The following is a 24,450-nucleotide window of genomic DNA, read 5'->3' as shown; positions in this document are numbered from 1 at the left end:
TCGAAGTAAGAAATATATCCTTCGCGCTGCAATCCTGAATATGTCCGAGACAGACGCCCCCGATGGGCCGCCCCCCTTCGAGGAGCCGTTCAGCAGCGACGACGTCGAACAACGCATCTACGGCACCATCCTGCAGACCCGCGAGCCGACGACGGCGAGCGCGATCGCCGACACCGCCGACTGTGACCCCAAGACCGCCCGGAAGTATCTGGGGTGGTTCGACGACCTCGGCATCGTCACCCAACACGATGGCCATCCAGCCACGTACGAACGCAATGACGCGTATTTCGAGTGGCGACGCATCAACCAGCTCGCAGCCGACCACTCCGTCGAGGACCTGCAGAATCGCGTTCGTGAACTCACGACGCGCATCACCGAGTATGAGGAGGCGTACGACGCCGCGTCACCGGCTGCCGTCGACGCCGTTACCGCCGCGGAAGGCAGCGACGAGCGAACCATCGACGACGTGTACAGCGACCTCGGCGACTGGGCGACCGCCCGCGAAGAGCGAGACCGCTACGAACGGGCGCGCCAGCAACGCACGGGTAGCGAACGCGAACAGGCATCCGGGTAGCCCGCTCGATGGTGCCACCGACAGGCGATGGCGGGAGCCCGGCCCCCATCGATCGCCCAATCCTCGAGTTCCTTCAGACACGGCTCCAAGCGACGAGGCAGGTCTCCGAAGCGGTCATCACGGATGCAAGCGGCCATCTCGGGCTTCAGGTCGTCTTTGCCTCATCGTACTACCCAGCACCCGTCGACGACGCAACCCTGACTGTCCGCTGGTACACGAACGACGACTTCACAATCCACTATCGAGAGGTTCATTCGGAGCACACCTGGGAATGCCGATGGGATCGGCATCCGAACCCCCACAATACGCGCGACCACTTCCATCCCCCACCCACCGCCCCGACGCCCGGTGACGATGACTCCTGGCCGACCGATCATCGTGATGTCCTGCGACTCGTCCTCGACGAGATCGAAGACCGGATCGCAGTACTGTGGGACGACTAGACGACTCCCCCGCAGTGGCGTTTATCGCGCCGACCAAGGGTGACGGCGCTCAGCCCGATGGGCACCACACGAGAGCCGCCGTGGTGTCCAGCCTGGTGTCAACTGAGCGCGGTCACAGGTGAATCCATGTCTACGTTTAGTAACTCCGAGACAGCGAGTGCATCGCCGTCAGAAAACCACACGAGCCCACCCCGAGAGACCGAGGACACAGAGCCACAGACATCCTGGCCAGACGATACGAGCAGCGAGGATGGAACACCAACGCTCAGGATGGACCAATGTCCGGAGTGTGGGAACCGTCGCTTCGTCTCAAAACTCCTCGTGTACGAGGTCACCGGCTACGACGAGGGCGGCGAGCAAGAATTCCGCCGCCAGCATGTCCGTGCAGAGTTCGAATACACCTGCAGTGAGTGCCAGACGACACTCCGGACGCTTCCCGCAGAGCGCCGCGATTACTACGACGAAGTCGCGGTCCTCGAAACGGAACGGCGGGCAGCCCTCCGTGATCAACTCCGCCAGCTGGGGAGGCGGGTTTGGCAGCGCCTTGCAGCACGGACGACGTGGCTGGCACTCGGACTCGTGACGCTTGTGACCGGGCTCGTGATCGCACTCTAACAAACCGACGGGGACCGACAGCAAAGGGGGGCTCACAGTAGGTGTTGGAGTAGCGTCAAGCTCTCTTCCAACCAGGAACGAGGCTAGCTGGAGGTAGATCGCTGACGTAGGACATCGTGCCCGCACCGCAGGTGTGTCTATCGGCGCCTGGAGGCGTGAGGCGCGCTCGAAGCGCGTGCAGAAGCGTGATTCCTATGTCTGGTCAAGATACCATCGACGACACGACAAGCGACTACGACCGGCTCGAAACCGAACTCGTTGCACAGGACCGGGATGCGTCCCGGGTCTCGACGGCGGACATCGACGAGGCGACTGCCCGCCGTCTCGTTGGCGAGCTCGTCGAGGACGATGTGGTGGCGCCGATCCCTGACCGACGCATTCTCGTCCACGAGCCCAGTAGCAAGCCCTTCGAGTCGATCACCCAGCTCGCCGTGTTCCATCGTGGCTGGACGGCCGCCTGCGATGCCGACGAGGAGGCCGAGTAATGCAGCAGACGCTCACGGGGTGTGCATTCTGCGACACTCCGCCCGGCGCCGAGGCTGGCGAGGCGCATACGTGGGGTCAGGATGATCGGGTTACTCACCCCATCTGCGTCGACTGTGCGATCCAGTCGGGGCCGGATCCCGACGAGTGCGACCACCACGCCTGCGACGGGTGCGGACTGGTCGTCGACGCCCTCGCGGCACTTACCCGGTTCCGCGTCGAACTCGGCCATCTTGAGGGGCCGCTCCAACTGTGTGCTCGCTGTAGCCCTGGTGGGCTCGCGACGTACTGGACGCGTGACCTCACAGAGCACCTCGTGGCCGAGTGACGCTTGGCCGAGTGAGACTCACATCGTACACACGAAAACGGCTAAGTGCGTTGGCTCACAATGTACACATCATGAGCACCGATAAGAAGCGCGTGCAGTTTCGGGCCCCTGATCGGCTCATCGACCGGGCCGACGCACTGGCCGCAGTCCTCGGGGAAGACCGAACAGACGTTCTCGTGACCGCGCTTCGGGAGTACCTCCAAGACGCCGCTCACGACGACGCCCTCACCCAAGAGATCGCCGCCGCCTATTACGACGACGAGATCACCTTCGAGCAACTCAAAGCACTCGTCGGCGCCGAGGAGGCGGCAAACCTCCGCGTGTTGAAACAGCAGTTGGACGAGGACTTCATCGACGAGGTCGCCGACGCATAGATGTCGCGGCTTATCGCAGACGCCTCCGCCCTCGTGAGTCTCGGGATCGTTACTGACGACGACCCCGATCCACTCGCACTCTGTCTCTCCCGGTACGAAGTCGTCGTCCCAACAGCGGTCATCGATGAACTCCAAGAGATCGCCTCCTACGATGACGTCCATGGACACGCCGCGTCCGCCGTCCTCGACCAAGCAGAGTCATTCACGACACAGTCAGTCGATCTCGACGCCGAGTTTCCACTCGATGACGGTGAAAACGCGGCGGTGACGCTCGCGAATAATCTCGATGCTGCGCTCTTCCTCTGTGACGAGTTCAACCAACTTGGCTTGATCCACGCCTCACTCGCTGATACCCGGCTCGTCACGACACCGACACTACTCTCGGTGCTCGTTCGAACTGAACACCTATCAGCTGCCGACGCGCGGCTGCTCCTCGATGCGATCAGTGACGCCCGTAGCTGGGGCGCGAACAGTTACGTGCAGCGAGCTCGCTCGTTGCTCGAAGAGCCCTAACACCGTGGAGGATCCTTCGAAGTGATTTGGAATGCCTGATAACGACGCTCTCTACGACGTTCGTGAACGAACGAAGAATCCCGAGCACGCATCAGTTGACGATGTAGTCGAACTCGTGCTCGAACGCGCACAGCATCCCCGGACGGAGCACCGGGATGCACATCTCGACGAGATGATGGCGACTGTCGTCGACAGGTACGGGACCGGCCCTGTCCGAACTGTTATCCATCGCGTTCTCGTCGACCACCACCCCTTTCGGACTGCCACGCATGACCTCGAGATGCGTAACGTCGACGGTGTTCGTATCGGGACAGCAGCCGGCCAGTTCCTTACAGAATTGAACGCGCAGCACGACGATTGAAATACAGTTTCTGAAAGCCCTCGGCCGCTCGGCATCCCGCGACCACCGCTGCGCGCCTCGTGCCTGCGGTGCTTGCGGGGTCGGGGGACGGCCGAGGCGGCCTCGCCCTTTCTGAGTCCACCAGGACGGTAGCTGGATCGCCGAGTGTCGCGGCCGGCTAGACAGGTGTGTCCGTTATGGCCCGCCCCGCTCGCCGCGTTCCGCCCTCCGCGTCGCTCGCGACCGACCATTCCGGGCGTGCGGGCGCTCTCCGCACCGCCCGCGCCCGTTCCGGGCTAAAATGGATGTGCCCTCGGCGCCAGCGGGTATCCCCGTCGGTTGCGCCCCTTGCGGGCTTTCGCGTTCCAGCGCTTTGTGCCGCCTGCGCTGTCGCGCGCCACACCGCGGCGCGCGTTCTCGGCGACAGTCGCCCTGGACACGGACCCGCACATCGGGCCGGACACGAGCGGGCATATCCCGCTGGCCGCTCGCTCCGGGCGGGTCGGCGCGCGGTGCTGGATGGTCGTCCGCCTCGGGCGCGCTCTCGCTCGCGCCCACAGGGCGCTCGCGAAGGCGCGAGCGAGAGCGCGCAGACGAGTCTGTCGGTCGTTGTCGTCGAGGAAATCCGCGATGTTGTAGCATCGCGGTGTCGGGCGCGTGAGCGCCTTCGGAGCTGTACTAACTCCAATGTCGAGTAAGAACGTCTTCGGTAATGAGGTTTCGGTCGATGAACAGGCTTTCGAGAAACACGATGACGTCGAGGTCGACGAGGACGGATTCGAAGTCGTCGACGAGACCCCGGAGTTCCGGGCGACGGTCGACATGGAAGTGCAGGCGAAAGTCGATTCCAACCACCCAGATGCGCGGGTCGAGGAAGGCCCGGATCACATGTTCGGGAAGACTCTCGAACAGGAGGAGCGCATCGAGGCCCGGGAAGCCGAGCTGGAGCACATCAGTGCCCAGGCGGAACTCAGTCAGCAGGAGGGACGCGCGAAGCGGACGCGAGAGGTCGTCGTCGAGCAGTGTGGCCGGGACGAACCCGAACCGGTGGAGCGCACGGATCCCCGAGAGAAGCTGACGCAGGAGGAACTCGCGGCGGTCAACGAGCAAGCAATGCGGATCAGCGACGAAGTGCAGGGTGGCTGGTCGAGAGCAGTTGCCGCGAAGCAGCTGGCCGAGAAGGTGCAGCGCGGCCAGGACGTGACCAAGGCGGTGCTGGAGACGTTGGAGGAGCAGAAGGCGGTCCCCGGTGCAATCGTGCCCATCGCGGATGTGCCGGACGTCCCAGTGGGAGAAGTGACGGTCCAGGGTGAAATCACCGAGCTCTGGACTCCAAGTGACAACTCGATCCAACAAGTCGGACTCATCGAGGACGAGAGCGGGCGAACAAAATTCACGGTCTGGGAGAAGAGCGGGAAAACGGTGGTTCGAGAGGGGCAGACGGTCAGGTTCAGAGCGGTCAAGAAGAACTGGTACCAGGGCCGGTGCAGTCTCGCCATCACGGGCTGGAGTCGGATCGAATTCCCAGAGCGCGGCCGCTGGTGGGAATAGCCGGGGCAACACGCCCCTTTTTTTGCTGGTGTGTAGCGGTCACCGCCACCTCCCACCACCTCCACGGTCCGGGCTGCTCACGGCGCTGCGCGCCGTTGCGCGGCCGGGCTTTCGCCACCGCAGTCCATCGGTGTCAGCGACGTCCCGTGTGGTGTGTATTTGCCCCGTGATGGGTGAGGGGCATTCCGAGAGACGCGATTCGCGTGCGTCCCCTCGTGTGTATTCATGGCAATCAGAGACATCTACGAAACTGGCTTCGACGAAGACGTCCAATCCGACACGAAATCGAATCAGTGTCCCGAGTGCGACGGGTGGGTCACCACCAATTCAGTCGAGACCGTCTGCGAGGAGTGTGGGCTCGTCATCGACGAGCAGCGGATCGACCACGGGCCAGAGTGGCGAGGGTTCGACGAAGACGAACGGGAGCGCACGGGCGCTCCGTTGACGGCGGCGCGGCACGATCGAGGGTTGTCGACGGAGATCGGCCGCGGGACCGATGCGAACGGGAACGAACTCTCAGGACAGAAGCGACGGCGGCTCGCTCGGATGCGGCGTGAACAGACCCGTGGAAGGTTTCAATCGAAAGCTGAACGCAACCTCGCACACGGGCTTAGTGAAGTCCGCCGGATCAGTAGTGCGCTCGAACTGTCCGAGACGCTTCGTGACCAGGCCTGCCAGCTCTTCCGGAGTGCTCAGAACGAGGACCTCCTGCAGAGCCGGTCGATCGAGGCGATGGCCGCCGCGAGCGTCTACGGCGCGTGTCGGTGTAACGGACGACCACGAACGCTCGACGACATCACCGAGTCGGCGCGCGTCGAGCAATCGCGGGTGACGAACGCATACACGACGCTGAATACGGAACTTGGCCTGCCGGCCCAGCCGGTGACGCCCAGTGCGTTCGTTCCGCAGTTGGCGTCTGAGCTCGACGTCTCCGATCAAATCCGGCAGCGGGCTCGGCAGCTGGCAGAAGCATCCGAATCGACCGGAGCAACCACGGGGGTTCGACCATCCGGGTTCGCTGCAGCCTGTCTGTACAAGGCCGGACGCGAAGACGGGCGGTGGCTCACCCAGTCAGACATCGCTGACGTTGCGAACGTCTCGGTGGTTACCGTACGGACCCACCGCGACACACTAGACGAACTGGCTGTCTAACGTCCACACTGCTGATTTTCGGTTGTATTTTGTTGTCTGATTGATGTGAGAGCCATTGTTTAAATCCGAAGACGAAGCATGATACGGCCAGAACACTCTATGACCGACCAGTACGCCGACTACGAAGCCCTCCGACCGCTCGGCGAAGCGACCCACGTTCCCGACGACCAACTCGCCAGTAGTAGTGGCGAGCCCCGGCGGCAACGCTCTGGTGGCGTCGACACGGACTATCCAGACGACCCGACAGCAGATGAGACCGAGTGCGCTTCCTGTGGAGCGTCAATCCCCGCTGGCCAGTCGAAGTGCCGGTTCTGTCTCACGAACCATCTCGAAGGAGCCGACGACCAGGACACAGCGAATGCCGAACGGACTCTCCTCCACGTCATCCAGCTGCTCGTCGAGGCGTCGACGTTCTACGGCGCCGTCGGGAAGGGATCTGCTGCGGCCACCCTCCTCGCGAAGGCAGATGGTGACCCAGTAGTCGATGACTGCAAGCTAATCTACGATCTCGACGAGGAACCGGCCCCACAGCTTGTCGATCAGTGGCCCTCGCTCCCCTCGGCGACACGAGTCACGTCTGAATGTGGTAATCAGCTGCTCGCGGCTGCTCGTGAGCGGACGGCGTGGACAGAGACGACCCAGTCCCGTCACGACGGCGAGCACGCGACGTTTCTCTACGAGGAAACCGGGAGCGAGGTTCGCACCGAAGCTCGTCTTGCAAGCCTCCGTGAGGACGCAGACGACGACCTCTGGCTGGTGCCAGCGATTGCGCTCCAGGAATCCGTTGACAAGACCGATACCGAACAGCCACGACGCGAGCGCCCAAACAGAACTCACCTCGAGTGTCGGGAGTGTGGTCGGGAGACTAAGCATCGATTTCGCGAATTCGAGACTGTCCACGATGACGAGTGGACCGGGCAGCCCATGTGGGAGTGTCAGCGATGCGGGACATCTCGCTATGGGCCTGAACCCGAAGCCGGTCAATAGAGACGGTGCCAGTTTAACCAACGAATCCCAATATCGATTCGTTCTGTTGGTTAACTGGAGACCAGTTCGTGATTACCCTCGGACTGCCCTGCTGACAGCTCGCAGGTGTTTTTCGCGCCGCAAATTTGCGGAGGCGCACAGATGGACCCACGAGACACCCCCGGCTATCGACTCCACCGCGCGCTCAGCAGCCTCACCAGTATCGACATCGACCAATTGGAGCCCGCTGATCGAGAGCGAATTAGCACCGCGACGACGCTCCTCAAGCAGGTGGATTTTCTCACCCAACCGAATCCGACGAGGGACGGTGACGTCAACAGAGAATCCTGACAGCTCGACGCGTCGGCAACGCAGCGTCCTGTGGCCGTCACAGCGTGAGCGGTTGTTCGCCCCCTGAAGGGGTGCGGGGGCGTGAGACCGCTCCCAAGAACAACCCATGGCAACACTCCAAGCCGCAACGACATCGACCGGCGCGCTCGTAACAGACCCACAGGCCGTCCGCCAGCTCTGTGAGAACCACTGCTTCGGGACGCTCAACTGGGAGGTGGACGACGACGGCGAACTGATCATCTGGGGCTACGACAGCTTCGAAGTGTACGAGGCTCGTGAGAACGGGCTTCCTGACTACGACGGTGGCATCGTCACCCACGAGTTCCTCCAGTCGCTCGCGGAGTATCTCGAACCGGACGAAGAATTCGACATTCAGACAGCCGGATTTACCAAGTGCCGGTTTCCCGTGCTGGCGAAACGGTACGTCATCCGCGACGGTGAGGTGCTGTACGTGGACCTCAGTTCCCCCGATCTGATCGACGAGTAGCGTTGTTCGTCCCCCGGGAGGGGTGCGGGGCGATCCAGTCGTGGGTCGTCCTGCAAGGTGATTGTTCAATGGGCCACCGCGCACTCGTTGCGTACGAACGAACTGACGGACAGTACACGCTCCACTACTCTCATTGGGGTGCAGCGAATCTCAAGCTCAAACACCGAATCTCGGCTGAAACCCCGTTCGGTGGCGACGACACCGACTCCAAGTGGGCGAAACAGCTTCTCGCAGAGCTGGCCGATGGCCTCGAGGCAGATGCCATCGACGGCTACCTCGCCGGCGAAGACCGCCCGTCGACGGTCGTCGAGCCGAAGCCCCGCGCCACCGGGCTTACCCTCGACGAGATCGTCGCGGACCACCTCGACTATCTCCACCACGAGGCGTTCTTCGTGGTGTCACCCACCTTCGAGGTGACCGCCTATCGGACGCTGTGGTTCGGGCTGCAGTACGATTCGGAGACAATCGACCACGGCGAGACGGTCGGGAACGGCGCGCTCGCGACCGTTCGGTGGCACGACGGCGAGCCGGTCGGCGACGGACATCTGAAGGGGCAGTTCACAGCCCTCAAAGACGTCGTTGGCGATATGGTCGACAAGGGTGTGTTCACCCAGTCGACGGCTCGCCAGTACCTCAAGCAGAAGCTCGGCGAGTGGATCGGGAAGTGCCAAGAGTTGCGCATCCCGAGCGGTGAAGCACCGTCTCCGGACGCGACACTCAGCCGCTCGTAGGGCGATTTGCGTCGAAGCAGATGGTGGTTTTTCTGGGGCAGAAAGGACTGAGCCCCACCGTAGGCTCGTGATTTGATGCCCGAGAAACCAGACGACGATCCATTCCACGATTGCGAGTTAGATCCCGACTCAGTCCTCGGGACACGCACCTTCCACGATGTCCTGTTTACCGACGATACCGAGACGCCGGTAAACGTGCTCACCGGCGAGACGCCCGCACATTCGCAGGCGAGCGTTGAGGAAGCGAAGGCGTTCGCTGCGAGTATCGACACGGACACACCACAAATCGCGCTCCCGGCCTCTGTCGAGACGCAAATCGAGACCCAGAGCAAGCCCTACACTGCAGCTGCGTTCTTCCACTTCAAGGCGACGGGGTCGCTCGAACAACACCGTGCCTACCACGCCGCGTACGACTCGGATGCGTTCACCGTCGACTTCGAGGCCGACTACGAATCGGGCGACCTGACCATCACTGTCGAACGAGTGGAGGAGGCCTGAGAAAGGAAACTCTGGGGCAGGTCCACTTTTTTATATGCCAGGTGCATCCATGGAATCCATATGGAGGCTCAGCGGACAATCCAACGCCTCATCGATCACATAACATTCGGTCACGGGATCCATCTGTTCCTTCAAGTTCTTCTCCTTGAATTCGCCTCCGTCTTTCTTACCTTCCAGTTCTCCAGCTCCCTCCTCCTCCAAATATCAAACCCCAATTTCTTCATTGGCGTCTACGCCGCTACTTCTGTCATCTTCCTTGGCATCCTCATCATGTTCACAGCCAAAATGAGGAAACGCACCTTTTCCCCACCACTCCAACAAGTGCGTCGCCTCGCCATTTCCATCCTTGGCTACATCGCCGCATCAGGCGTTGTCATCACATTTGGCTACCTCCTCCTCATTCTCGCCACAACCGGTAGAACTGGTATCGACCGTCTGGATTACGTCTTCTCCGTAATGCTCACTACCCTATTCGCCGCCTTACTCGCCGTCGGGTACCACGCACGGGTCGTTGACAAACAACCCGACCGCGAGACTATCACTGGGACAGTCACAGCGTGGCAAGACTCCCTCGCATGGGTCAACGAGGACGATCGTAGCCACGCCAAGCAAGACGCATATGATGAATTCACTGATCGGATGAACGATTTATCAGAACTGTTATCGAACGCAAAGACGGTTCACGGGAGACAGCTACGACGTGATTTCGAGGCATGGAGAGACGATTTTGAGACGCACAGTGAACTGTCGAAGGAAACCATTATCAAAGGACAAGGAGAGAACAAGAATGAACGTTTGGAGCAGGAGCATCAAAAACTGGAATCGATCCAACGAAGGCTCCGGATTATCGCTGGAGAACAGAAATGATTACCCGGTATAACTCGCCACAAGATGCCGTCCCGCACGAAGAAAATCTACTGATTCTCACCAAGAGCGGCGGCTGCTACGGCCAAGACTTCACCGACATCGTGCAGGAGATCCGGGACGGAATCCACGGCGACAAGCTCCTGATCCAGGAATACTTCCACTCACTAGACAACCTCGTAGACCGAGACAAATTGATTCAGAACAGCGTCTGGATCATCCATTGGCAGGAATGCCTTGAAAACGAACCGTATCCTCATCTCAAGCACTATCTTGAGACGCGGAGTTACCCAAATGAAGGCGAGGTTATTCTCTGCGTCAACGGATCTGACAAGGCGGAAACGGTTGGATCTCGCTATCCACGAGTTTCCGTCGCTCCATCAAAGGAATACCTCGTGGCGTACGCGCTGGGCCACCTGAACACGGCGAATCCGGCCTGTTCAGGTGGGACGAAAAAGGTGATCGAGTGGAACAACGAGGTTTGTGATGAACTGGGGGTGCCCTGATGCCGAACGAATGGAAAGTCCTCGAACGCGCAGTTGACCGGTTCGAATTGGATCCCGAGCAACGGCAGGAATACGTCCGGACCATCACCGAAGTCTACGGCGAGGCCATGGCGACTAGGAGCGAGTTTGAGGAATTCGGAGAGGAGTACTACTCGTTCCTGAATCGAGAGGTGTTCTCGGACGACCGCGTCATCTCAACCCTCAGCAGTTTCGGGCTCTCGGAGGAGCAACTGGCTGCATTCCACGACGGGACGGTCGCCAGCGACGAATTGGTGAAAACGTGGAACGAGCTCCGGTTCCGGATTGACGAGCTCATTGACTTCGCAATGCTACTGAAGCTGGTGAAGGATTACGGCGACCGGTCCGACACTGGAATGATTGAATCGCGGTACCGCCTACAGAAGCTGGTCTACCTCGTGAACCGTAGGATCGCGCAACAAGATGACTACGCTGCCATCGGGGAATTAGAAGGCGATCTCGGAATGCTTGACCGTACTGGATACCGTTACCGCTTCACGAAACGTAGCTCCGGCCCCTTCTCGTCCGACGTCTACGAAGATAAGAACCGCTTGTTCGCCTGGCAACTAATTGAGGAACCTGTTATCGGTCAGAAGGGGACGGGGGAGGTCGGAGAACACGAACGCCGCTATGGTGTCGAATTAGCGCCTGCGGGCGAAATCATGGTGAACGAGTTCTACGACCGGATCGAACACGCCGATAGTATGATGCTCTCATCTTGGAACTATGCCCAGCAAACGGTAATCGACGAAATCGCCCACATGACGCATGATGACTTTGTTCAATATATTAGTGAGGGGGACCGTCTCCAGAAGGCCTCCACTGGAGCAGAACTCCTCGTCGGCCCGCGGAGAAAATTCAAAGCGAACGAAATCGAGTTCTTAGACGAGTTAACGGGGGAGTTCGCACATGCCTGAGCGTGAGGAGATCATTGTGAGTATCATTGAGGCGTTGGAGGCAGAGGACATAGAGCCGGATCAGATTGACGAGTGCCGCCAGCTGCTCGAAGCGAACTACCACGAACCGGAGTTTCCCGTTGATAGGGTAACGATACGGCGGATTCGAGCGCAACAGTTCCGAAATCTGGATGACCGGGTGGTCCGGCTAGATGACACTGATACAGCTCTCTACGGCCCAAATGATCAGGGCAAGACTGCGATCCTTGAGGCAATTCGGTTTAACCTGTTCGGCCGTCAGGAAAAACAACGAATTACACTGACCGATCCGATCCAGTCCGAGCAGGATTCGCTAGAAACAACCGGGAATTGGTCGGTCGATACGAACCACTATTTGGTTCAACGGCTTTTAAACCGGGACGGCCGCGGGTATTCAGGTGACGATCGGCCAAAGCTGAATACAGATCCATCGTCGGAGGATGACATCCCCTTCCAAGCCCGGAACACACAGCAGGATGTTTCCGAGGCGTTCGGTATCTGGCCGGTTGAATCCCGGGAGTTTGGTCGGTACAACATTTTCTCATTGTTCTGCTTGATGGCGCCAGAGTACAAGAAGTTCCTCCGCTGGCAGGACAAAGAGGATTTCATTGACCTTCTGTTCGGCATTAACCTAGCCGCTGCGATCAACCAGAGCAAGAAACGGCGATCTGAGAAGTATGAGCTGACCGAAGAAGAAGAAACAGCCGCAGAAGAGCTTAAAATCGCCCAGAGCCGAGAGAAGAAATTGACGGAACGGCTGGCCGAATTGCAGGAGAACAAGAAGGAGATTGAAACAAAATTAGCGGATCGTCGAGCGGAACTTCGCTCTATCAATGAAACGCTAGAACAGGATAATGAGCTGGAACAGCTGGAGTCAGAGAAGCTGCGGCTGCAACGGCAAATAAACAACTTGGAGTCCGAAAAACGGGAGACACGCGGTGATTTGCGGGAAACCCGGCTGAGTATCGAGCGATATGAGGAGATGGAGATGGGGGAAGAGGTTCATTCAACAGCTCAGAACCTGCAGGAGATGATGAGCATCCCGGAACGGTGCCCAATCTGTACAAACGATGTCGATGATTCGCAACGCCGCCGGCTGTTGAATGATGGAGATTGTCCGCTGTGTCGTAAGGAGGTCCCAGACAAGAGGATTGAAACGGCCACCGAGCGGGACGTACGTGAATCGGCCATAGAACGCGAAGAGGTGGAAGAGCAACTGACCGAGCTGCGATCCCGGGAACGAAAACTCGAGGGGGAACTAGATCTTCTTGAGTCACGGATCCAAGATCATCAAGAACAGCTGGAAACGATAGAATCACAGATCGCGGAGAGCGATGTCACCCAGTTAATCGACCGACGGGATGAATTGGAAACACAAATATCTTCGCTGGAGCGGGATGCGACATCGGTCCAAGTGGAGATCAATGCCAAGGAGGACGAACTTGACGACACTACTGAACGTATTGAAGATTTAGAAGGGGCGTACGAACGCCGCCGTGAGAAGGTGGAGAAACGACAAGCGTTGCAAACTTTCGAGCGGATCGTTCGTCGGCATATTGAGGAAGAGCGAACTGATCTCAAGAACAACTTACGGGAGGAGATGAATGACCTTCTCTCCTACTTCGAACACGGTCGGTTTGCCGATGCCCAGAATGTTGTGTTCAATCCACAGGGGGGCTACGATTTCACCGTCGTGATCGAGGACGGGAATGATGTCCCGTCCGATCGGCATAACGAGTACTCGAACGAGGGGAAGATTCTGGCCTTACTGTTCCATACGGCCGTCTTGAAGCAGCTGGCAGAGCAGTCGAACACGCTGCCGATCCGGATGTTCATATTTGACTCTCCATATTTCGATATCCCGGACACAGGAAATGCACCCGATATTACAAACTTTGTATTGGCGTTGCCAGAAGAATTGCCGGAGTATCAGGTGATTGTGACGGTGACAGATTCAGCGTTATCGGATCGTTCAGCGCTGAATGAGAAATATCAGATTGAGGATTTCTGACTTAGACCACCGTTCATAGGGATTTAACAGCCAAAACAAAGGTAGCAATCTGGGAGCAGTCCATCCGTTGAGCGTGCGGAAAATTCTGAAACGCACGTAGTTCGAGATGGGTTTTTCGAGCGCCGGCGATGGGTGCCGGCGCAGCAGGAGCGAGCAACGACTCCCGGTGCGTCGGCGCTTCGAGGTGTTCGAGATGCACATGGTGATTTACGCTCTGGTAGAAGAATCGACCCACGACGACGCACTGGCCACCGGAAAGACAGTGTTCGACCGCCTAGTCGGCGCCGACCCACATGCCGGCGCCGTCTTCGACTACCACGTGACTTTCGATGAGGAAGACACGTCCGTTGCGGGGAAGGCACGATGGGGGGAGTTGCCGACTGCAGCCCCCGTCGACTCCGATGACGGCCAAGACCTGCTTGAGCGTGGCTGGGAGGCGACGAAAGAGGAGTTCGAGCGCAACCTCGACCGGGTGAGGGAAGCACTTGACGAACTTTCCGATGAGGAGATCATGCGCGACGAAGATCTCGCTCGGCACGCCTTCCACCAGGTCGGCGCCTACGACGGGCCAACGATCTTCCTGTACAACGAATATGCGAACGGGATCCGTCACCGTGAGCAGCTGGATCGAGTGCTGGAGGAGAGCGAGGAGCTCTGGATCGTGCCCGCCGACGTCCACTTCTAACAGATGGGTCGAATCACAAATTGGAAGCGCGAGAGCCGCACGCCTACACTCGCATACCGGAATACCGAGACCGGCGCTCGGGCGGTCTTACACCGAGCACCAGATTCGTACCGCTACAAGTGGCGTGGCGCAATCCTCGTCGACGGCTACCCGGTGTGGTCGCGGGGGTACGAGACAAAAGACGCGAAATCGTTCCGTGACGAGCTCCGGGAACGGCCAGCGCCCGAACTGAGTTGTCCCAAGTGTCCGAACAGCGATGTGGCAATCGGCAGAAAAACGGCTGACGGCGCGAAGGTTCAGCGTTGGTTCGAGTGTCGGAGCTGTGGGTACGAAGCATCCTCGAGAATCGTGTACGGCGCCGAGCGCTGATTGATTGGTGCGGGTCTACGGTGACGTTTATTTTGGGCCGGAATGGGTGGCCCGTCTCAATCGGGCCAGATCCACAGATGAGTCTGGAAGTCATCGACCGCCACAGAGAAGCACTGTTCGAGTTCCTCTGGTGTCCCGTCTGCGGGCACGAGGTATTCAGTCACATTCCCTTTGAGGGAGTGTTCTGCAAGAACTGCAACACGCAGGTCGAACTCCAAGAATCCCGAGAGACACGCGGCTACGAGGAGGCCGTGCTCGCCTGCTTCGACACCCACTCAACGTGGAACCTCCACGTCGACGAGAAGCTCCGTCGCGACCTACCCGATGGGTCGGCACGGGTGAAGATCCTCGGCGCACCAGGTGCCTACAAGGTTGACTGGTGGAGTCCAGCACCCGGTGATGACTGGCAGCCGGTCGAACGAGGCGAGTTCGATGATGTCGACGAACCAGCCGATATCTCCCATCTCGCGTAGGGGAAAGCAGTCCCTGTGGCTGTTTTTCACCCCCTGAGGGGTGCGGGGGTGCTCGAACGAGTAGCTCCCGAACAGACCGATGAGTAGACCTAGCGACACACATCCGATTGAACAGACACGCCCAGCGAGCGACTGCGACATCGCCTACGTCGGGTATCGGCAGAGTGGGCAGGCTATCGTTGAGAAACGTCCCGGCCAAGAACGGCTCACACCAGAGCGGAGTCTCGCGCTGGTGAATCACAGTCCCTCGGGATTCGAATGGGGATATGGTGGTAGTGGTCCGGCGCAACTCGCGCTCGCACTCCTCCTCGACTACACGGGAGACGAGGCGTTCGCCCTCGATCACTACCAGGCATTCAAAACCGAGGTCGTGAGCCACCTGGACTGTGCTGGGTCTGCTGGAAGCTGGCGACTCACCGGGCCCGAGATCGACGCAGTCCTTCACGAAACACCCGGCGAGCCGGCCGCACCGTCCATCTGAATATCAATCACCGAAAGTAACCCATGTCAGAACATACCCAACCATCTCGTGCGGATGGCGAATCGGCTGAATCGAGCGAACAGACGACACGAACGGAGTACGTCGAACGCAGTGACGTCGGCGTCTCCCTCACCGTAAAGCTCAAGCGTGGAACCGGTACCAGAGATCAGGACGAGGTAATCGCGAAAGCGAAAGGCAAGACCCTCGAAGACGCTCGCGAGGACATGGAAACCCTCAGAGAATACATCCACGATCTCGCAGAGGACGCTCGCCAAATCCAACCCGAAGAAGACGGGTAACAACGAGGGCTGTTTTTTGTCGCCTCAGCAGTGGCGGAGGCGATTATCAGTGAGCAATCCAGACGGTCAAACAACAGACGCAAGCGAGCTTTCGCCAGAACAACGGCTCGAGCCATCGAATACGCGACTCATCAACGCTGGTATCGTGACGATCAACGATATGGAGACGCTTCGAGCCTGCGTCGCCTACGAGAACGCGAATCAGCAACGGGTCCAAATCCTCCGCCGGCTTGAACAGCGGGCCAGCGAAATCCGCGCAGAAGACGATTGACGCAGCACTCGGAGGTGTCTGTCGGAGCCTCGGTGGGTGGAGGCTCGAATGAGATGAGCGATCGACCAGAGATCGAGATTCAACGACAGACCGCGTTCGGTGACGATGGCCAACTCGAAGTAACCGAAACGAGCGTCGAGACCTCACTCGAGGATTTCGGCGCTGACGTGGATCATCGCGACCGAGATTCGCGTCTTGACCAGCCCGAGGCGAGTAAGTTCGGCGTCGACGATCGACCCGAAGTGGAGCAAACATCAGAGGGAGATCAGTCAACCCTCTTCGCTGATACGGACGAGGATCAGCAAACCCTCGCTGGCGACGATGCAGCCGCTCGCTGTCTCTTCGAAGAATAGACTGCCCCTATTGATTAGTTATCCGTCGAAATATTGTAGTCTGAACTATAATAGTCTGAGTTCTAATTTTGAAGCGACGCTGAGGGCCTAATAGCCGGTTGTAGTTTTTCGACCCCCAGCAGGGGTGCGGGGAATCCGAACGCCCGCATGCAACCGATGGAGACGAATTCGACTACCGATCCACGAGCAGTCGTACAGGATGCGAGTGAGCGATGGCAGGCGAGTGCAGACTGCGTTGAGTACGTCGGAATGCGTGTCGATGGAACGCCAGTGGTCCTGAACCTCACCGCACACGAACGCCTCTCCCCAAATCGAAGTCTCGGTCTCGTGCGGCATAGCCCGGCGGGATTCGACTGGGGCTACGTTGGGAGCGGACCGGCACAGCTCGCCTGTGCGCTCCTCCTCGATTACACCGACAACGAAACCGTCGCCCAGCAACACCACATCCAGTTCCGCGACGATGTGGTCAGTCAGTTGGTGTGTGATGGCCCGGCCGACTGCTGGCACCTCACCGGGGAGGATATCGAGGCGGCACTCGTCGAATTCGAAGAGTACCAAGCACTCACGCCAGATGGTGGGACGCCGTCATCGTCACTACCGGCGAATTGGAGTGCGGTGAGCCGGACAGATCGGACGGTCTTCCAACGTCGAGATATCGACCACTACGTCGTCCTCGCCGAAGGGAGCGAAGAGTGGTTGATCATACTTTGTGCCCAGGGGGACCGGGCGTATCCCGCCCCGCTTGACCATCGAACACTTCCGGTCGAGAACGACCCTGCCTCAGCTGTTCAGGCACTCGTCGCTGAGAGTAACGACCTCGTCGAGCCAGAGGAGGCCAACTGATGGAGAAATTCCGACTTTCGCGAGCAACGTACCAGCTCATCGAACGCGCTGTCACGGCGCTGGAGTGCATCGGCCGAGAACTCGAGCGATACAACGACCGGCACGAGCGAACAGCTGGGAAAGACACAGACGAGACGAATTCCGGCGAATCATGACTGGCGAAGCGACGCTTGACGACTTCGAGACCGAGAATTCAGCTGGTAAGTCCCGCTCGCTCACGCTGGAAGAGCGACTCCTCACCCCAATTTCCCCGTCCATCGGTCTGCGGGTGATTGCCGGGCGCGGCGATCCGTTCTATCTCCAAAATCGGGGAACAGACCGGTATCTCTTCCGCGACGATCATAACCGGTGGTTCATCCTTCAACCCTCGGCGAAGGACTCAGAAGAGGCGTTCGTCCGCTGGGTGTATCTCCCAGCAGACCGGCCCGAACGGCTGGCGCAGTCGGCGCTTCGTCGACGGACAGTGATCGGCTATGATTATGTTCAGCGGTCGGCTGCCCCAGATCCAGTCAGGTCGACGGTGACAGCGATGTTCGTCACGGAACGCTGGCCCGAGACCGCCTACGAGTGTGGGTCGTGTGAGGCGCTGTTCGACACGGCACAAGAGCACGCCCTCCACTGCTGGGACGACCATCCATGGGTGCCAAATCCGGAACAGGTGCGCCGTCGACGCCACACCGACGAGTGAGTTGGAAAATCCTGGGCAGGTACCGAAGCCGTCCAGATAATTAACCAACAAAGTGCGAGTTCTGGGATTTAATGTTGGTTAATAGCGGACCCCGGCTCCGTTTATTGCCCCTCTGAGAGGGTGCAGGGCGGGCGGATTCGCCCTCGCAGACCACATTCATGTCGCTCGATATCAGCCCCAGCAGCAGCACTGAACGCGAGATTGCCGCTGCCAGACAAGCCGACAGCGTGGCGTTCCTTCATCGAGCGCCGTTCTCTCTGGATGCCTACAGGCTCGGCTACCTACCCGGGTTCCGAGAGGACTGCGGATATCAGCAGACTCAGTTCAAGCATTTGGACATCCCCGTCGGGATGTTGGATAACGACTTTCGGAATCCCGATCTGGATCGATACGTCGCCCAGTTTTTCGAACACGAACCCAAGGTCGGCGTGATTGGGGACGTGTACGATCCCGACGACGTCGATAGATACGTGGCCGCCGCACGCGAGATACAGGCGAGCTATCCCGATGCAGACCTCGTCATCGTCCCCAAGTGCCGCAAGGTGATCGACATGATTCCCGACGCCCTCGTGCTCGGCTACTCACGAGGGTATGCCGACCGATTGGCCCACGAGTTCTCCGAGCCGACCAACTGGCGGGGCCGTCGTGTTCATATCCTCGGTGGAAGCCCGCAGAAACAGCTCGACGTCATCGAGCAACTGACCCGACCGACACTCACAGACGACCCACCGGCCGACATTGTCGGTCTCGATTGGAACGGCCTACATCGCGGGGCACAGTTCGGGGAATTCTGGACTGCGGATGGTTGGGACGACAGCGGTCGCGACACCGACCACGTCACGGTTCGCAAGACGGTCCGCCACAGTCTCGCCCGTCTCAAGGAATTCTGGCAGGCTCAAGGTGTTTGGCCCGAATCGACACCACAGGACGACTCCTTCGAGATCGAGTATGAGGGGCCATCGCCGGGGGATCTCGATGGTGCTGCGTGTACCGAATGCGAAGCGAACGTCTGGACGACTCGGCGCGGTCCATTCGTCGCCGAGTATGATACCGGCGCAGTCTGTGGATACTGCAGTTACGACTGCTACTTTGCCCACCGCCATCGAAATAACCTTGAGGAAATCGCCGGCGAGCAGAGCGTCTACCTCCCGCCGGCGTGACGCAGCGAGCTGTTTTTCGTGCCCTCCAGAGAGGGCGAGGGCTCGATCCAGAGAGTCCTCAGAGATGGTGATTTTCCGTGAGTCAACAACAGCGTCCGAACAACGTCTCGATCGACGACATTCCAGTCGACGTATCGAACACCCAATCAAGCGAGGTCGACCCCGCTGAGGTACCCGAGGAAATCCGGTCGGTCACTCGTGGACTCGCAAGCGAGCAACCGCCGACGAATCCGCTCGTCGTCCTGAAGGCCGCTCGCTGGTGGTATATACATGGCAAGGGCGGGACCGATCCCGCGTTCCAGTGGGCCATCGAGTGGGTGCGACATCTCGCGACGGACACACCCAGTGATGTCAACCAGTTCGATGCGTTCCTCGAATATCTCGTCACGATCGGGTTCGCTGACGAGAAGGCAGCGCTTCGATAACCGGTCCCCCATTCACACTACGGGGTGCTTGACCGGGTACTATCTCGAACAGAAACAGAGCTGACCGCAACTTGTCCAGATAGGAGGACGTGTACTTAGAACCGGTAGCATGCAACGTCTTCTCCACCATAGGTCGGACACGTTTCAGCGTCCTCGGAAAGGGTCGTTCCGCAGTGTCGGCACTCATACAGGGTGGATGTCATGGACATACGAGTCCCAACGATCCCGCGGAGCGTTTCGACGAGACCCATCCTCCCTGTGCTTGTGTCGCACTGGTTGTTAATCCTAGCCTCCGATAGCAGCCCCGATCTAAACCCCCGAAGTCGCGCCGATGTTTATTGTGCGCCCCCGAGGGGTGCGGCGCGTCCTGACTTCTCGGAGACATCGTCGTACTCGATGTGATGCAATCCATGCTGACAACCAGTGAGTCGGAGGTCTCGTTCGAGGAGACCGACACCCGACACGACGAGATGCACAGTACCATCGAAGACTGGATCGACGAGCTCATTGCAGACGTCGGTGAGGCAAAAGCTAGCCAACAGTTCCAGGAGTGGCTCGATGTCCAGTCCCGATTCCACGACTACTCCCATCGCAACACCCTCTTGATCAAGCTCCAATGTCCCGAGGCGACCCGCGTGGCGGGCTACAATACGTGGAGATCGGAGTTCGACCGGCACGTCCAAGAGGGCGAACAGGCGATCTGGATCTGGGCACCCATTATTACGAAGCAGTGCCCTGAGTGCGAGAATTCGCCGAGTTACCACGAGCAAAGCGACTGTGACTATGACGAGACGCCGGCCGAGGAGTGGTCCAAAGGACTGGTTGGATTCAAACCAACGGCAGTCTTCGATGTGTCTCAAACCGAGGGCGAACCGCTCCCCGAGTTGGAAACCGAGGCCACTGGTAACGCCGACGACCTGGTGCCAGCGCTCCTTGATGCGGCAGCTACGCTCGATATCGACGTCCGCGTCGTCGACGCTGCTGAGTGGGAGCATGGCGACGCGAAAGGCGTCTGCAAACACCGGACTCTCCACGAGTGCCAACCCGTCGTCGAAGCGAAAGCTCGCTCGAATCAGGCCGATCTCGCCGTGACGCTGATTCACGAGTACGCCCACGCGCTGCTTCATTTCGATGGCGACGACGAGCCCGAGCGCGCAAAACGCGAGGTCGAAGCGGAAGCCGTTGCGTACATCGTCGGCCGGTATTTCGACCTGGATACGAGCGGTTCAGCGTTCTATCTTGCCGCGTGGCAGGACGACGATGCGGAGAGCATTCAGGAGCGTCTCGGCCGGATCAGTTCGACCGCTCAGGAGATCATCGACACAGTTGTAGAGGGCTGAACACCCCTTCCCGGCTGTTAACCAACGCCGGAGGGTACTATCCCACTCTGTTGGTTAATTCGTTCGGCGTCCGACCCTGCGTGTTTCGATCGGTCCCAAGACATACCCATCGACAGTCGATGTTATCGTTCAGAATCGATTCGGCGCTGCTGGTCACGAAGGAACTCAACGACGGCATCGATATCCTGTTCGGGAACCGTTTGCTGTTCGAAGACTCCTTTGAATGCATCTGCGAAATCCTCCGACGTGAGGCGGTTGAGGACAGTCTCGATGCGACCAGCGAGCTTCTCGGACTCCCCGCGATGCAGATGAGTCGCGATCCGGTCGAAATCCGCGCCAGCAGCAAGCACTACCAGATCCCGGGAATCCGCCTTGCGGCCACTGTGGAGTTTCACCGCGAACAGCAACTCCCGTTCCGGAATCCTGGCTGTTACCGGGCGCCCGGTTCGCAGTTCCTCGGTGACAGAGTGCTGGGCCAGATAGCGATACGACCATTCAGCTTCCGTCTGGCGACAGCCCAGCGCGTCCACCATCGCGTCGAACTGAACCGGATTCCCGATATCTTTCGTAAACCGGATAGTCCGGCCCTCGTAGAGTTCGTTTCGCTCGACATCGGCCGTTTTCTCGTAGCCGCGGTCGGTGAGAAGGTCCGTGTAGTCGTCGACCGCTTGGGCCGGAATGACGACGTCGACGTCCGTGGTGAAGCGTTGATTGAACGCCGCGATCGCCCACCCACCGACGAGCACGTACGGCAGGTCAGCGTCGATGACTGCCTCCAGCGTATCCAGTAGTTCGTCTTCGCGTTCACCGAGGCTCATGCATTGAGACGCGGATCCTCGTGGGACGCGTCGATATCGCGGTCGTACTCGTCGGCGATCATCTCCAACGCCGGCTCGTAGTTCACCCGGTACTCCAACATGTGCTCGATCGTCTCGTCCAACGGAATAACCGGATTGCCGTCGACCCACTCGCGAGTGATGCCCCCACTCGTCGGGAACAACACGTACGAGACGGCCGCGTCGGAGTCGGTCGCATCCGGCCGCTCTTCGATCCGGCTCGGAATCCCGAACTCGTCGAAGAACGCCGTCCACCGTTCGACGTCCTGGTCGGCGACCTGGATGAAGATCGGATAATCGTCGTGGCCGCGAGCGATCTGATAGCCGCCGTGGGTCCAGACGTAGACGCCGTCGATTTTCGTGTACGCAAAGGGCATCCCGGCGAAGTGTGGAATGACGTAGCCGTCGTCGATCGAGGGGGGGACAGCGCGAGAAATGGCCGCGACGAGATCGTAGTAGCGATCCCTGACAGCGTACTTCTCGATGTAGACGCCGTCTTCACGCCGGATGAAGCCTGCGTCCTCCAACCGCTCGATCCAGTCGTAGACCCACGAGTAGGAGCCGTCGATCTTCTGGGCGATTCGCCGGATCGAGTCACCCGGCCGGGCCGCGACCATGATCTTCGCCGCGGTCTCGTCGACGTACTCCATCATCGTTAGTTATCGGTATCGCATCTAACGGTATTAGTCTTGTCCCCCGTATTCCCTATGACGTTATCGCTATACAGATATACTATTCTTAGCTCCGGTAGTCCGATCCGGCTCAGCATTCGAGCAGAGAGGGGTTAACCAACAGAGGATACGATTGATCGGTATTTGTTGGTTAAGTTTTTTCAGCGCCCGCCGAGGGGCGGAGGCGCACTTCCGTCTCCACCGACCCATGACCGACCAATATCTAACGACCGTTCTCGACGAGGCAGAGCGAGTCGCAGAGCACCACGAGCAGGTCGCCCAATCTTCAGACAATCCGAATCACGAGTATCTCCGGTACGCCGTCCTTCGGCTGCTCGAAGACGAGGCTGACGAGACATCGGTGGAGATACCGCAGATCGACGGCCTGACCGTTGGATACGGGGAGGATAAGGCGATGTGCGAGAGCTGGGACGACGACGTCGAGTGGTGGGAGACGGTTCCGCCGCAGGCGGAATGTACTCGCTTTCGGATGTTTTACCCCGACAAGCACGAGGCTGTTCCGCGAGTCATCGTCGACGTGATGGCAGCACTCGGGGCGTGGCGTGTCTGGACTGGGAGCGCAGCCGCGTGCGGCTCCTATGACCATCGCGAGCGCCGCGAGGTCCATTACCTCTGGCCGGAAGGCCATCCGGTGGAGGAAGTACTCCACGAGCGGCTTAGTGGCCCTGCGGAAGCCGTCGCTCCCGACGGTGGCCGAACGGGCGACGTTCGCGACCGACTGGTCGTCGACGAGAACACACAGTCGCAGAACGATCTCGAGCCTCGCACGAAGCGTGCCGTCGCCGAAGCGATGGACGTCTCACTCCTCTCGAAAGGTGGCCGCTACGAAGTACAGTCCGCATCTGGGAACCGGTACGAAGTTGACGTCGTCGACGAGTCGTGTTCCTGTCCCGACTGGCAGCAGCGCTCACCCGAAGGCGGCTGCAAGCATCTGCGTCGCGTCGATCACGAGATCAAACAGGGTCGTGTTCCACGTCCGGATGGGCGCCTTCCAGCACCCTCGAACTAGAACGATATCTTCTGGAGTGCGTGGTAGTGTGGCGGCACACTAGACTTTTCACGGCCGGTCACCTACCGTGAGGTATGAGCAGCGACAGAATCGACGCCGAAAGCAAGGTGTCTGGAAACCAGGCAAACATCCCCGCCCGGATTCGGCGTGAACTCAATATCGATGATGGCGATCAGCTCCGTTGGCAGCTCGAGGACGACGGGAGCATTCGGGTCCACGTGATCCAACAGCAAACGGGCACGTTCGCCGACTTCGACGGCTACGCTGGTGAGGAGCCGACCGATGTCACGAGCGATCACGACGCCTGGGGCGTCGACGTCGAGTAAATGCCCCGTACACTGATCGATACGACAGTCCTCTTTGCCGCCGCATACCGGCGGGATGGATCCCACGATGCCGCGCTTCCCGTGCTCCACGGCATTGACAATGGAGCGCTCCCGGAGGCAGTCGTCCTCGACTACGTGCTCGCGGAAACGCTCAACGGCCTCACGACCCACGCCGGCCACGACGCAGCCGTCGATCTCCTCGATCGCATTGAAGAAAACGCCCGCTTCCACATCGATTCCCTCACCACCGACGCCCTCGCGACCGGGAAGGCCCTCTTTCGCCAACACGAACCGCTCTCCTTCGTCGACGCCTGCATTATCGCGTATATGCAAACCGAGGGGCTCGGCTACCTGTATGCGTTTGACGACGATTTTGACGCTGTCGAGGATGTCTATCGGCTCGAGACAGCAACGAATCCCTACGACCCGAACTAACCCTGGCAGCCGCCACGGCTGGCGA

General features: G+C 59.5%; 37 protein-coding genes. 35 read left to right on the top strand and 2 right to left on the bottom strand.

Annotated features, from left to right (window positions below; all coding sequences use genetic code 11):
- Positions 1 to 40: 40 nt before the first annotated feature.
- The 32 genes from D3D01_RS19245 to D3D01_RS19085 all read left to right on the top strand — a co-directional run bounded on the left by D3D01_RS19245 (position 41) and on the right by D3D01_RS19085 (position 21,127).
- Positions 41 to 574 (top strand): sugar-specific transcriptional regulator TrmB, encoded by a 534-nt coding sequence (locus D3D01_RS19245; RefSeq protein ID WP_121513381.1) that lies wholly within the window; start codon positions 41 to 43, stop codon positions 572 to 574.
- An 8-nt stretch (positions 575 to 582) separates the two neighbouring features.
- Positions 583 to 1,017 (top strand): hypothetical protein, encoded by a 435-nt coding sequence (locus D3D01_RS19240; protein ID WP_121513380.1) that lies wholly within the window; start codon positions 583 to 585, stop codon positions 1,015 to 1,017.
- A 126-nt stretch (positions 1,018 to 1,143) separates the two neighbouring features.
- On the top strand, positions 1,144 to 1,632 hold the full coding sequence (locus tag D3D01_RS19235) for a hypothetical protein (RefSeq protein ID WP_218124110.1): 489 nt from the start codon (positions 1,144 to 1,146) through the stop codon (positions 1,630 to 1,632).
- A 194-nt stretch (positions 1,633 to 1,826) separates the two neighbouring features.
- The gene (locus D3D01_RS19230; RefSeq protein ID WP_121513379.1) at positions 1,827 to 2,117 is read left to right on the top strand and encodes a hypothetical protein; all 291 of its coding nucleotides are present in this window, start codon (positions 1,827 to 1,829) and stop codon (positions 2,115 to 2,117) included.
- Complete coding sequence (locus D3D01_RS19225) at positions 2,117 to 2,443, top strand: hypothetical protein (RefSeq protein WP_121513378.1); 327 nt, start codon at positions 2,117 to 2,119, stop codon at positions 2,441 to 2,443. Before D3D01_RS19230 ends, D3D01_RS19225 begins: the two co-directional genes overlap by 1 nt.
- A gap of 71 nt (positions 2,444 to 2,514) precedes the next feature.
- Complete coding sequence (locus D3D01_RS19220) at positions 2,515 to 2,817, top strand: hypothetical protein (protein WP_092893815.1); 303 nt, start codon at positions 2,515 to 2,517, stop codon at positions 2,815 to 2,817.
- Positions 2,818 to 3,330: a hypothetical protein gene (locus D3D01_RS19215; RefSeq protein WP_121513377.1), complete on the top strand. Its 513-nt coding sequence runs from the start codon at positions 2,818 to 2,820 to the stop codon at positions 3,328 to 3,330.
- Positions 3,331 to 3,361: 31 nt separating this feature from the next.
- Positions 3,362 to 3,691, top strand: a complete 330-nt coding sequence (locus D3D01_RS19210; protein WP_121513376.1) for a hypothetical protein — start codon at positions 3,362 to 3,364, stop codon at positions 3,689 to 3,691.
- Positions 3,692 to 4,357: 666 nt separating this feature from the next.
- Positions 4,358 to 5,221: a DNA-binding protein gene (locus D3D01_RS19200; RefSeq protein WP_121513374.1), complete on the top strand. Its 864-nt coding sequence runs from the start codon at positions 4,358 to 4,360 to the stop codon at positions 5,219 to 5,221.
- Positions 5,222 to 5,446: 225 nt separating this feature from the next.
- Positions 5,447 to 6,373 (top strand): transcription initiation factor IIB family protein, encoded by a 927-nt coding sequence (locus tag D3D01_RS19195; protein ID WP_121513373.1) that lies wholly within the window; start codon positions 5,447 to 5,449, stop codon positions 6,371 to 6,373.
- A 99-nt stretch (positions 6,374 to 6,472) separates the two neighbouring features.
- The gene (locus D3D01_RS19190; RefSeq protein WP_121513372.1) at positions 6,473 to 7,360 is read left to right on the top strand and encodes a hypothetical protein; all 888 of its coding nucleotides are present in this window, start codon (positions 6,473 to 6,475) and stop codon (positions 7,358 to 7,360) included.
- Between the two features lie 141 nt (positions 7,361 to 7,501).
- Positions 7,502 to 7,690, top strand: a complete 189-nt coding sequence (locus D3D01_RS19185) for a hypothetical protein (RefSeq protein ID WP_121513371.1) — start codon at positions 7,502 to 7,504, stop codon at positions 7,688 to 7,690.
- A gap of 106 nt (positions 7,691 to 7,796) precedes the next feature.
- Positions 7,797 to 8,177, top strand: a complete 381-nt coding sequence (locus D3D01_RS19180) for a hypothetical protein (protein WP_121513370.1) — start codon at positions 7,797 to 7,799, stop codon at positions 8,175 to 8,177.
- A gap of 68 nt (positions 8,178 to 8,245) precedes the next feature.
- Entirely contained in the window at positions 8,246 to 8,908 is a 663-nt protein-coding gene (locus tag D3D01_RS19175; protein WP_121513369.1) for a DUF6735 family protein, read from the top strand.
- A gap of 75 nt (positions 8,909 to 8,983) precedes the next feature.
- Positions 8,984 to 9,406 (top strand): hypothetical protein, encoded by a 423-nt coding sequence (locus D3D01_RS19170; protein WP_121513368.1) that lies wholly within the window; start codon positions 8,984 to 8,986, stop codon positions 9,404 to 9,406.
- Between the two features lie 60 nt (positions 9,407 to 9,466).
- The gene (locus tag D3D01_RS19165; RefSeq protein ID WP_121513367.1) at positions 9,467 to 10,273 is read left to right on the top strand and encodes a hypothetical protein; all 807 of its coding nucleotides are present in this window, start codon (positions 9,467 to 9,469) and stop codon (positions 10,271 to 10,273) included.
- Positions 10,270 to 10,776, top strand: a complete 507-nt coding sequence (locus D3D01_RS19160; RefSeq protein WP_121513366.1) for a hypothetical protein — start codon at positions 10,270 to 10,272, stop codon at positions 10,774 to 10,776. The genes D3D01_RS19165 and D3D01_RS19160 overlap by 4 nt, the downstream gene beginning before the upstream one ends.
- Positions 10,776 to 11,711, top strand: a complete 936-nt coding sequence (locus tag D3D01_RS19155) for a hypothetical protein (protein WP_121513365.1) — start codon at positions 10,776 to 10,778, stop codon at positions 11,709 to 11,711. Before D3D01_RS19160 ends, D3D01_RS19155 begins: the two co-directional genes overlap by 1 nt.
- Positions 11,704 to 13,740: an AAA family ATPase gene (locus D3D01_RS19150; protein WP_121513364.1), complete on the top strand. Its 2,037-nt coding sequence runs from the start codon at positions 11,704 to 11,706 to the stop codon at positions 13,738 to 13,740. Before D3D01_RS19155 ends, D3D01_RS19150 begins: the two co-directional genes overlap by 8 nt.
- Positions 13,741 to 13,933: 193 nt before the next feature.
- Positions 13,934 to 14,425, top strand: a complete 492-nt coding sequence (locus D3D01_RS19145; protein ID WP_121513414.1) for a hypothetical protein — start codon at positions 13,934 to 13,936, stop codon at positions 14,423 to 14,425.
- Positions 14,426 to 14,428: 3 nt separating this feature from the next.
- Entirely contained in the window at positions 14,429 to 14,794 is a 366-nt protein-coding gene (locus D3D01_RS19140) for a hypothetical protein (RefSeq protein ID WP_121513363.1), read from the top strand.
- A gap of 77 nt (positions 14,795 to 14,871) precedes the next feature.
- Positions 14,872 to 15,267 (top strand): hypothetical protein, encoded by a 396-nt coding sequence (locus D3D01_RS19135; RefSeq protein WP_121513362.1) that lies wholly within the window; start codon positions 14,872 to 14,874, stop codon positions 15,265 to 15,267.
- Positions 15,268 to 15,346: 79 nt separating this feature from the next.
- On the top strand, positions 15,347 to 15,748 hold the full coding sequence (locus D3D01_RS19130) for a DUF6166 domain-containing protein (RefSeq protein WP_094557577.1): 402 nt from the start codon (positions 15,347 to 15,349) through the stop codon (positions 15,746 to 15,748).
- 23 nt (positions 15,749 to 15,771) lie between these two features.
- Positions 15,772 to 16,047: a hypothetical protein gene (locus tag D3D01_RS19125; RefSeq protein WP_121513361.1), complete on the top strand. Its 276-nt coding sequence runs from the start codon at positions 15,772 to 15,774 to the stop codon at positions 16,045 to 16,047.
- Between the two features lie 49 nt (positions 16,048 to 16,096).
- The gene (locus D3D01_RS19120; RefSeq protein WP_121513360.1) at positions 16,097 to 16,318 is read left to right on the top strand and encodes a hypothetical protein; all 222 of its coding nucleotides are present in this window, start codon (positions 16,097 to 16,099) and stop codon (positions 16,316 to 16,318) included.
- A 53-nt stretch (positions 16,319 to 16,371) separates the two neighbouring features.
- Entirely contained in the window at positions 16,372 to 16,671 is a 300-nt protein-coding gene (locus D3D01_RS19115) for a hypothetical protein (protein WP_121513359.1), read from the top strand.
- 156 nt (positions 16,672 to 16,827) lie between these two features.
- Positions 16,828 to 17,514 (top strand): DUF6166 domain-containing protein, encoded by a 687-nt coding sequence (locus D3D01_RS19110; protein WP_121513358.1) that lies wholly within the window; start codon positions 16,828 to 16,830, stop codon positions 17,512 to 17,514.
- Positions 17,514 to 17,669 (top strand): hypothetical protein, encoded by a 156-nt coding sequence (locus D3D01_RS24255; RefSeq protein ID WP_199725481.1) that lies wholly within the window; start codon positions 17,514 to 17,516, stop codon positions 17,667 to 17,669. The genes D3D01_RS19110 and D3D01_RS24255 overlap by 1 nt, the downstream gene beginning before the upstream one ends.
- A complete protein-coding gene (locus D3D01_RS19105) occupies positions 17,666 to 18,202 on the top strand; it encodes a hypothetical protein (protein ID WP_121513357.1) in 537 nt (178 codons plus the stop codon). Before D3D01_RS24255 ends, D3D01_RS19105 begins: the two co-directional genes overlap by 4 nt.
- A 158-nt stretch (positions 18,203 to 18,360) precedes the next feature.
- A complete protein-coding gene (locus D3D01_RS19100) occupies positions 18,361 to 19,362 on the top strand; it encodes a DUF6610 family protein (protein ID WP_121513356.1) in 1,002 nt (333 codons plus the stop codon).
- 77 nt (positions 19,363 to 19,439) lie between these two features.
- Positions 19,440 to 19,787, top strand: coding sequence for a hypothetical protein (locus D3D01_RS19095; RefSeq protein ID WP_121513355.1), 348 nt, complete (start codon positions 19,440 to 19,442; stop codon positions 19,785 to 19,787).
- Between the two features lie 410 nt (positions 19,788 to 20,197).
- On the top strand, positions 20,198 to 21,127 hold the full coding sequence (locus tag D3D01_RS19085) for an ArdC-like ssDNA-binding domain-containing protein (protein ID WP_121513353.1): 930 nt from the start codon (positions 20,198 to 20,200) through the stop codon (positions 21,125 to 21,127).
- Positions 21,128 to 21,249: 122 nt separating this feature from the next.
- On the opposite strand, the gene D3D01_RS19080 is transcribed toward D3D01_RS19085, so the two are convergent.
- Entirely contained in the window at positions 21,250 to 21,945 is a 696-nt protein-coding gene (locus tag D3D01_RS19080) for a nucleotidyltransferase domain-containing protein (RefSeq protein ID WP_092893729.1), read from the bottom strand.
- On the bottom strand, positions 21,942 to 22,613 hold the full coding sequence (locus D3D01_RS19075; protein WP_121513352.1) for a helix-turn-helix domain-containing protein: 672 nt from the start codon (positions 22,611 to 22,613) through the stop codon (positions 21,942 to 21,944). Before D3D01_RS19075 ends, D3D01_RS19080 begins: the two co-directional genes overlap by 4 nt.
- 229 nt (positions 22,614 to 22,842) lie before the next feature.
- Here D3D01_RS19075 and D3D01_RS19070 point away from each other — a divergent pair, with 229 nt between their 5' ends.
- The 3 genes from D3D01_RS19070 to D3D01_RS19060 all read left to right on the top strand — a co-directional run bounded on the left by D3D01_RS19070 (position 22,843) and on the right by D3D01_RS19060 (position 24,425).
- Positions 22,843 to 23,664 (top strand): hypothetical protein, encoded by an 822-nt coding sequence (locus tag D3D01_RS19070; protein WP_121513351.1) that lies wholly within the window; start codon positions 22,843 to 22,845, stop codon positions 23,662 to 23,664.
- A 74-nt stretch (positions 23,665 to 23,738) separates the two neighbouring features.
- Complete coding sequence (locus tag D3D01_RS19065; RefSeq protein ID WP_121513350.1) at positions 23,739 to 23,990, top strand: AbrB/MazE/SpoVT family DNA-binding domain-containing protein; 252 nt, start codon at positions 23,739 to 23,741, stop codon at positions 23,988 to 23,990.
- On the top strand, positions 23,991 to 24,425 hold the full coding sequence (locus D3D01_RS19060) for a PIN domain-containing protein (RefSeq protein ID WP_121513349.1): 435 nt from the start codon (positions 23,991 to 23,993) through the stop codon (positions 24,423 to 24,425).
- The last annotated feature ends 25 nt before the right edge of the window (positions 24,426 to 24,450 follow it).

It is taken from the genome of Haloarcula sp. Atlit-7R (genome assembly GCF_003666065.1).
In the GTDB taxonomy this organism is placed as follows: domain Archaea; phylum Halobacteriota; class Halobacteria; order Halobacteriales; family Haloarculaceae; genus Haloarcula; species Haloarcula taiwanensis.
The sequence above is the reverse complement of the archived record's forward strand: the minus strand, read 5'-3'. Positions and strand labels throughout refer to the sequence as shown.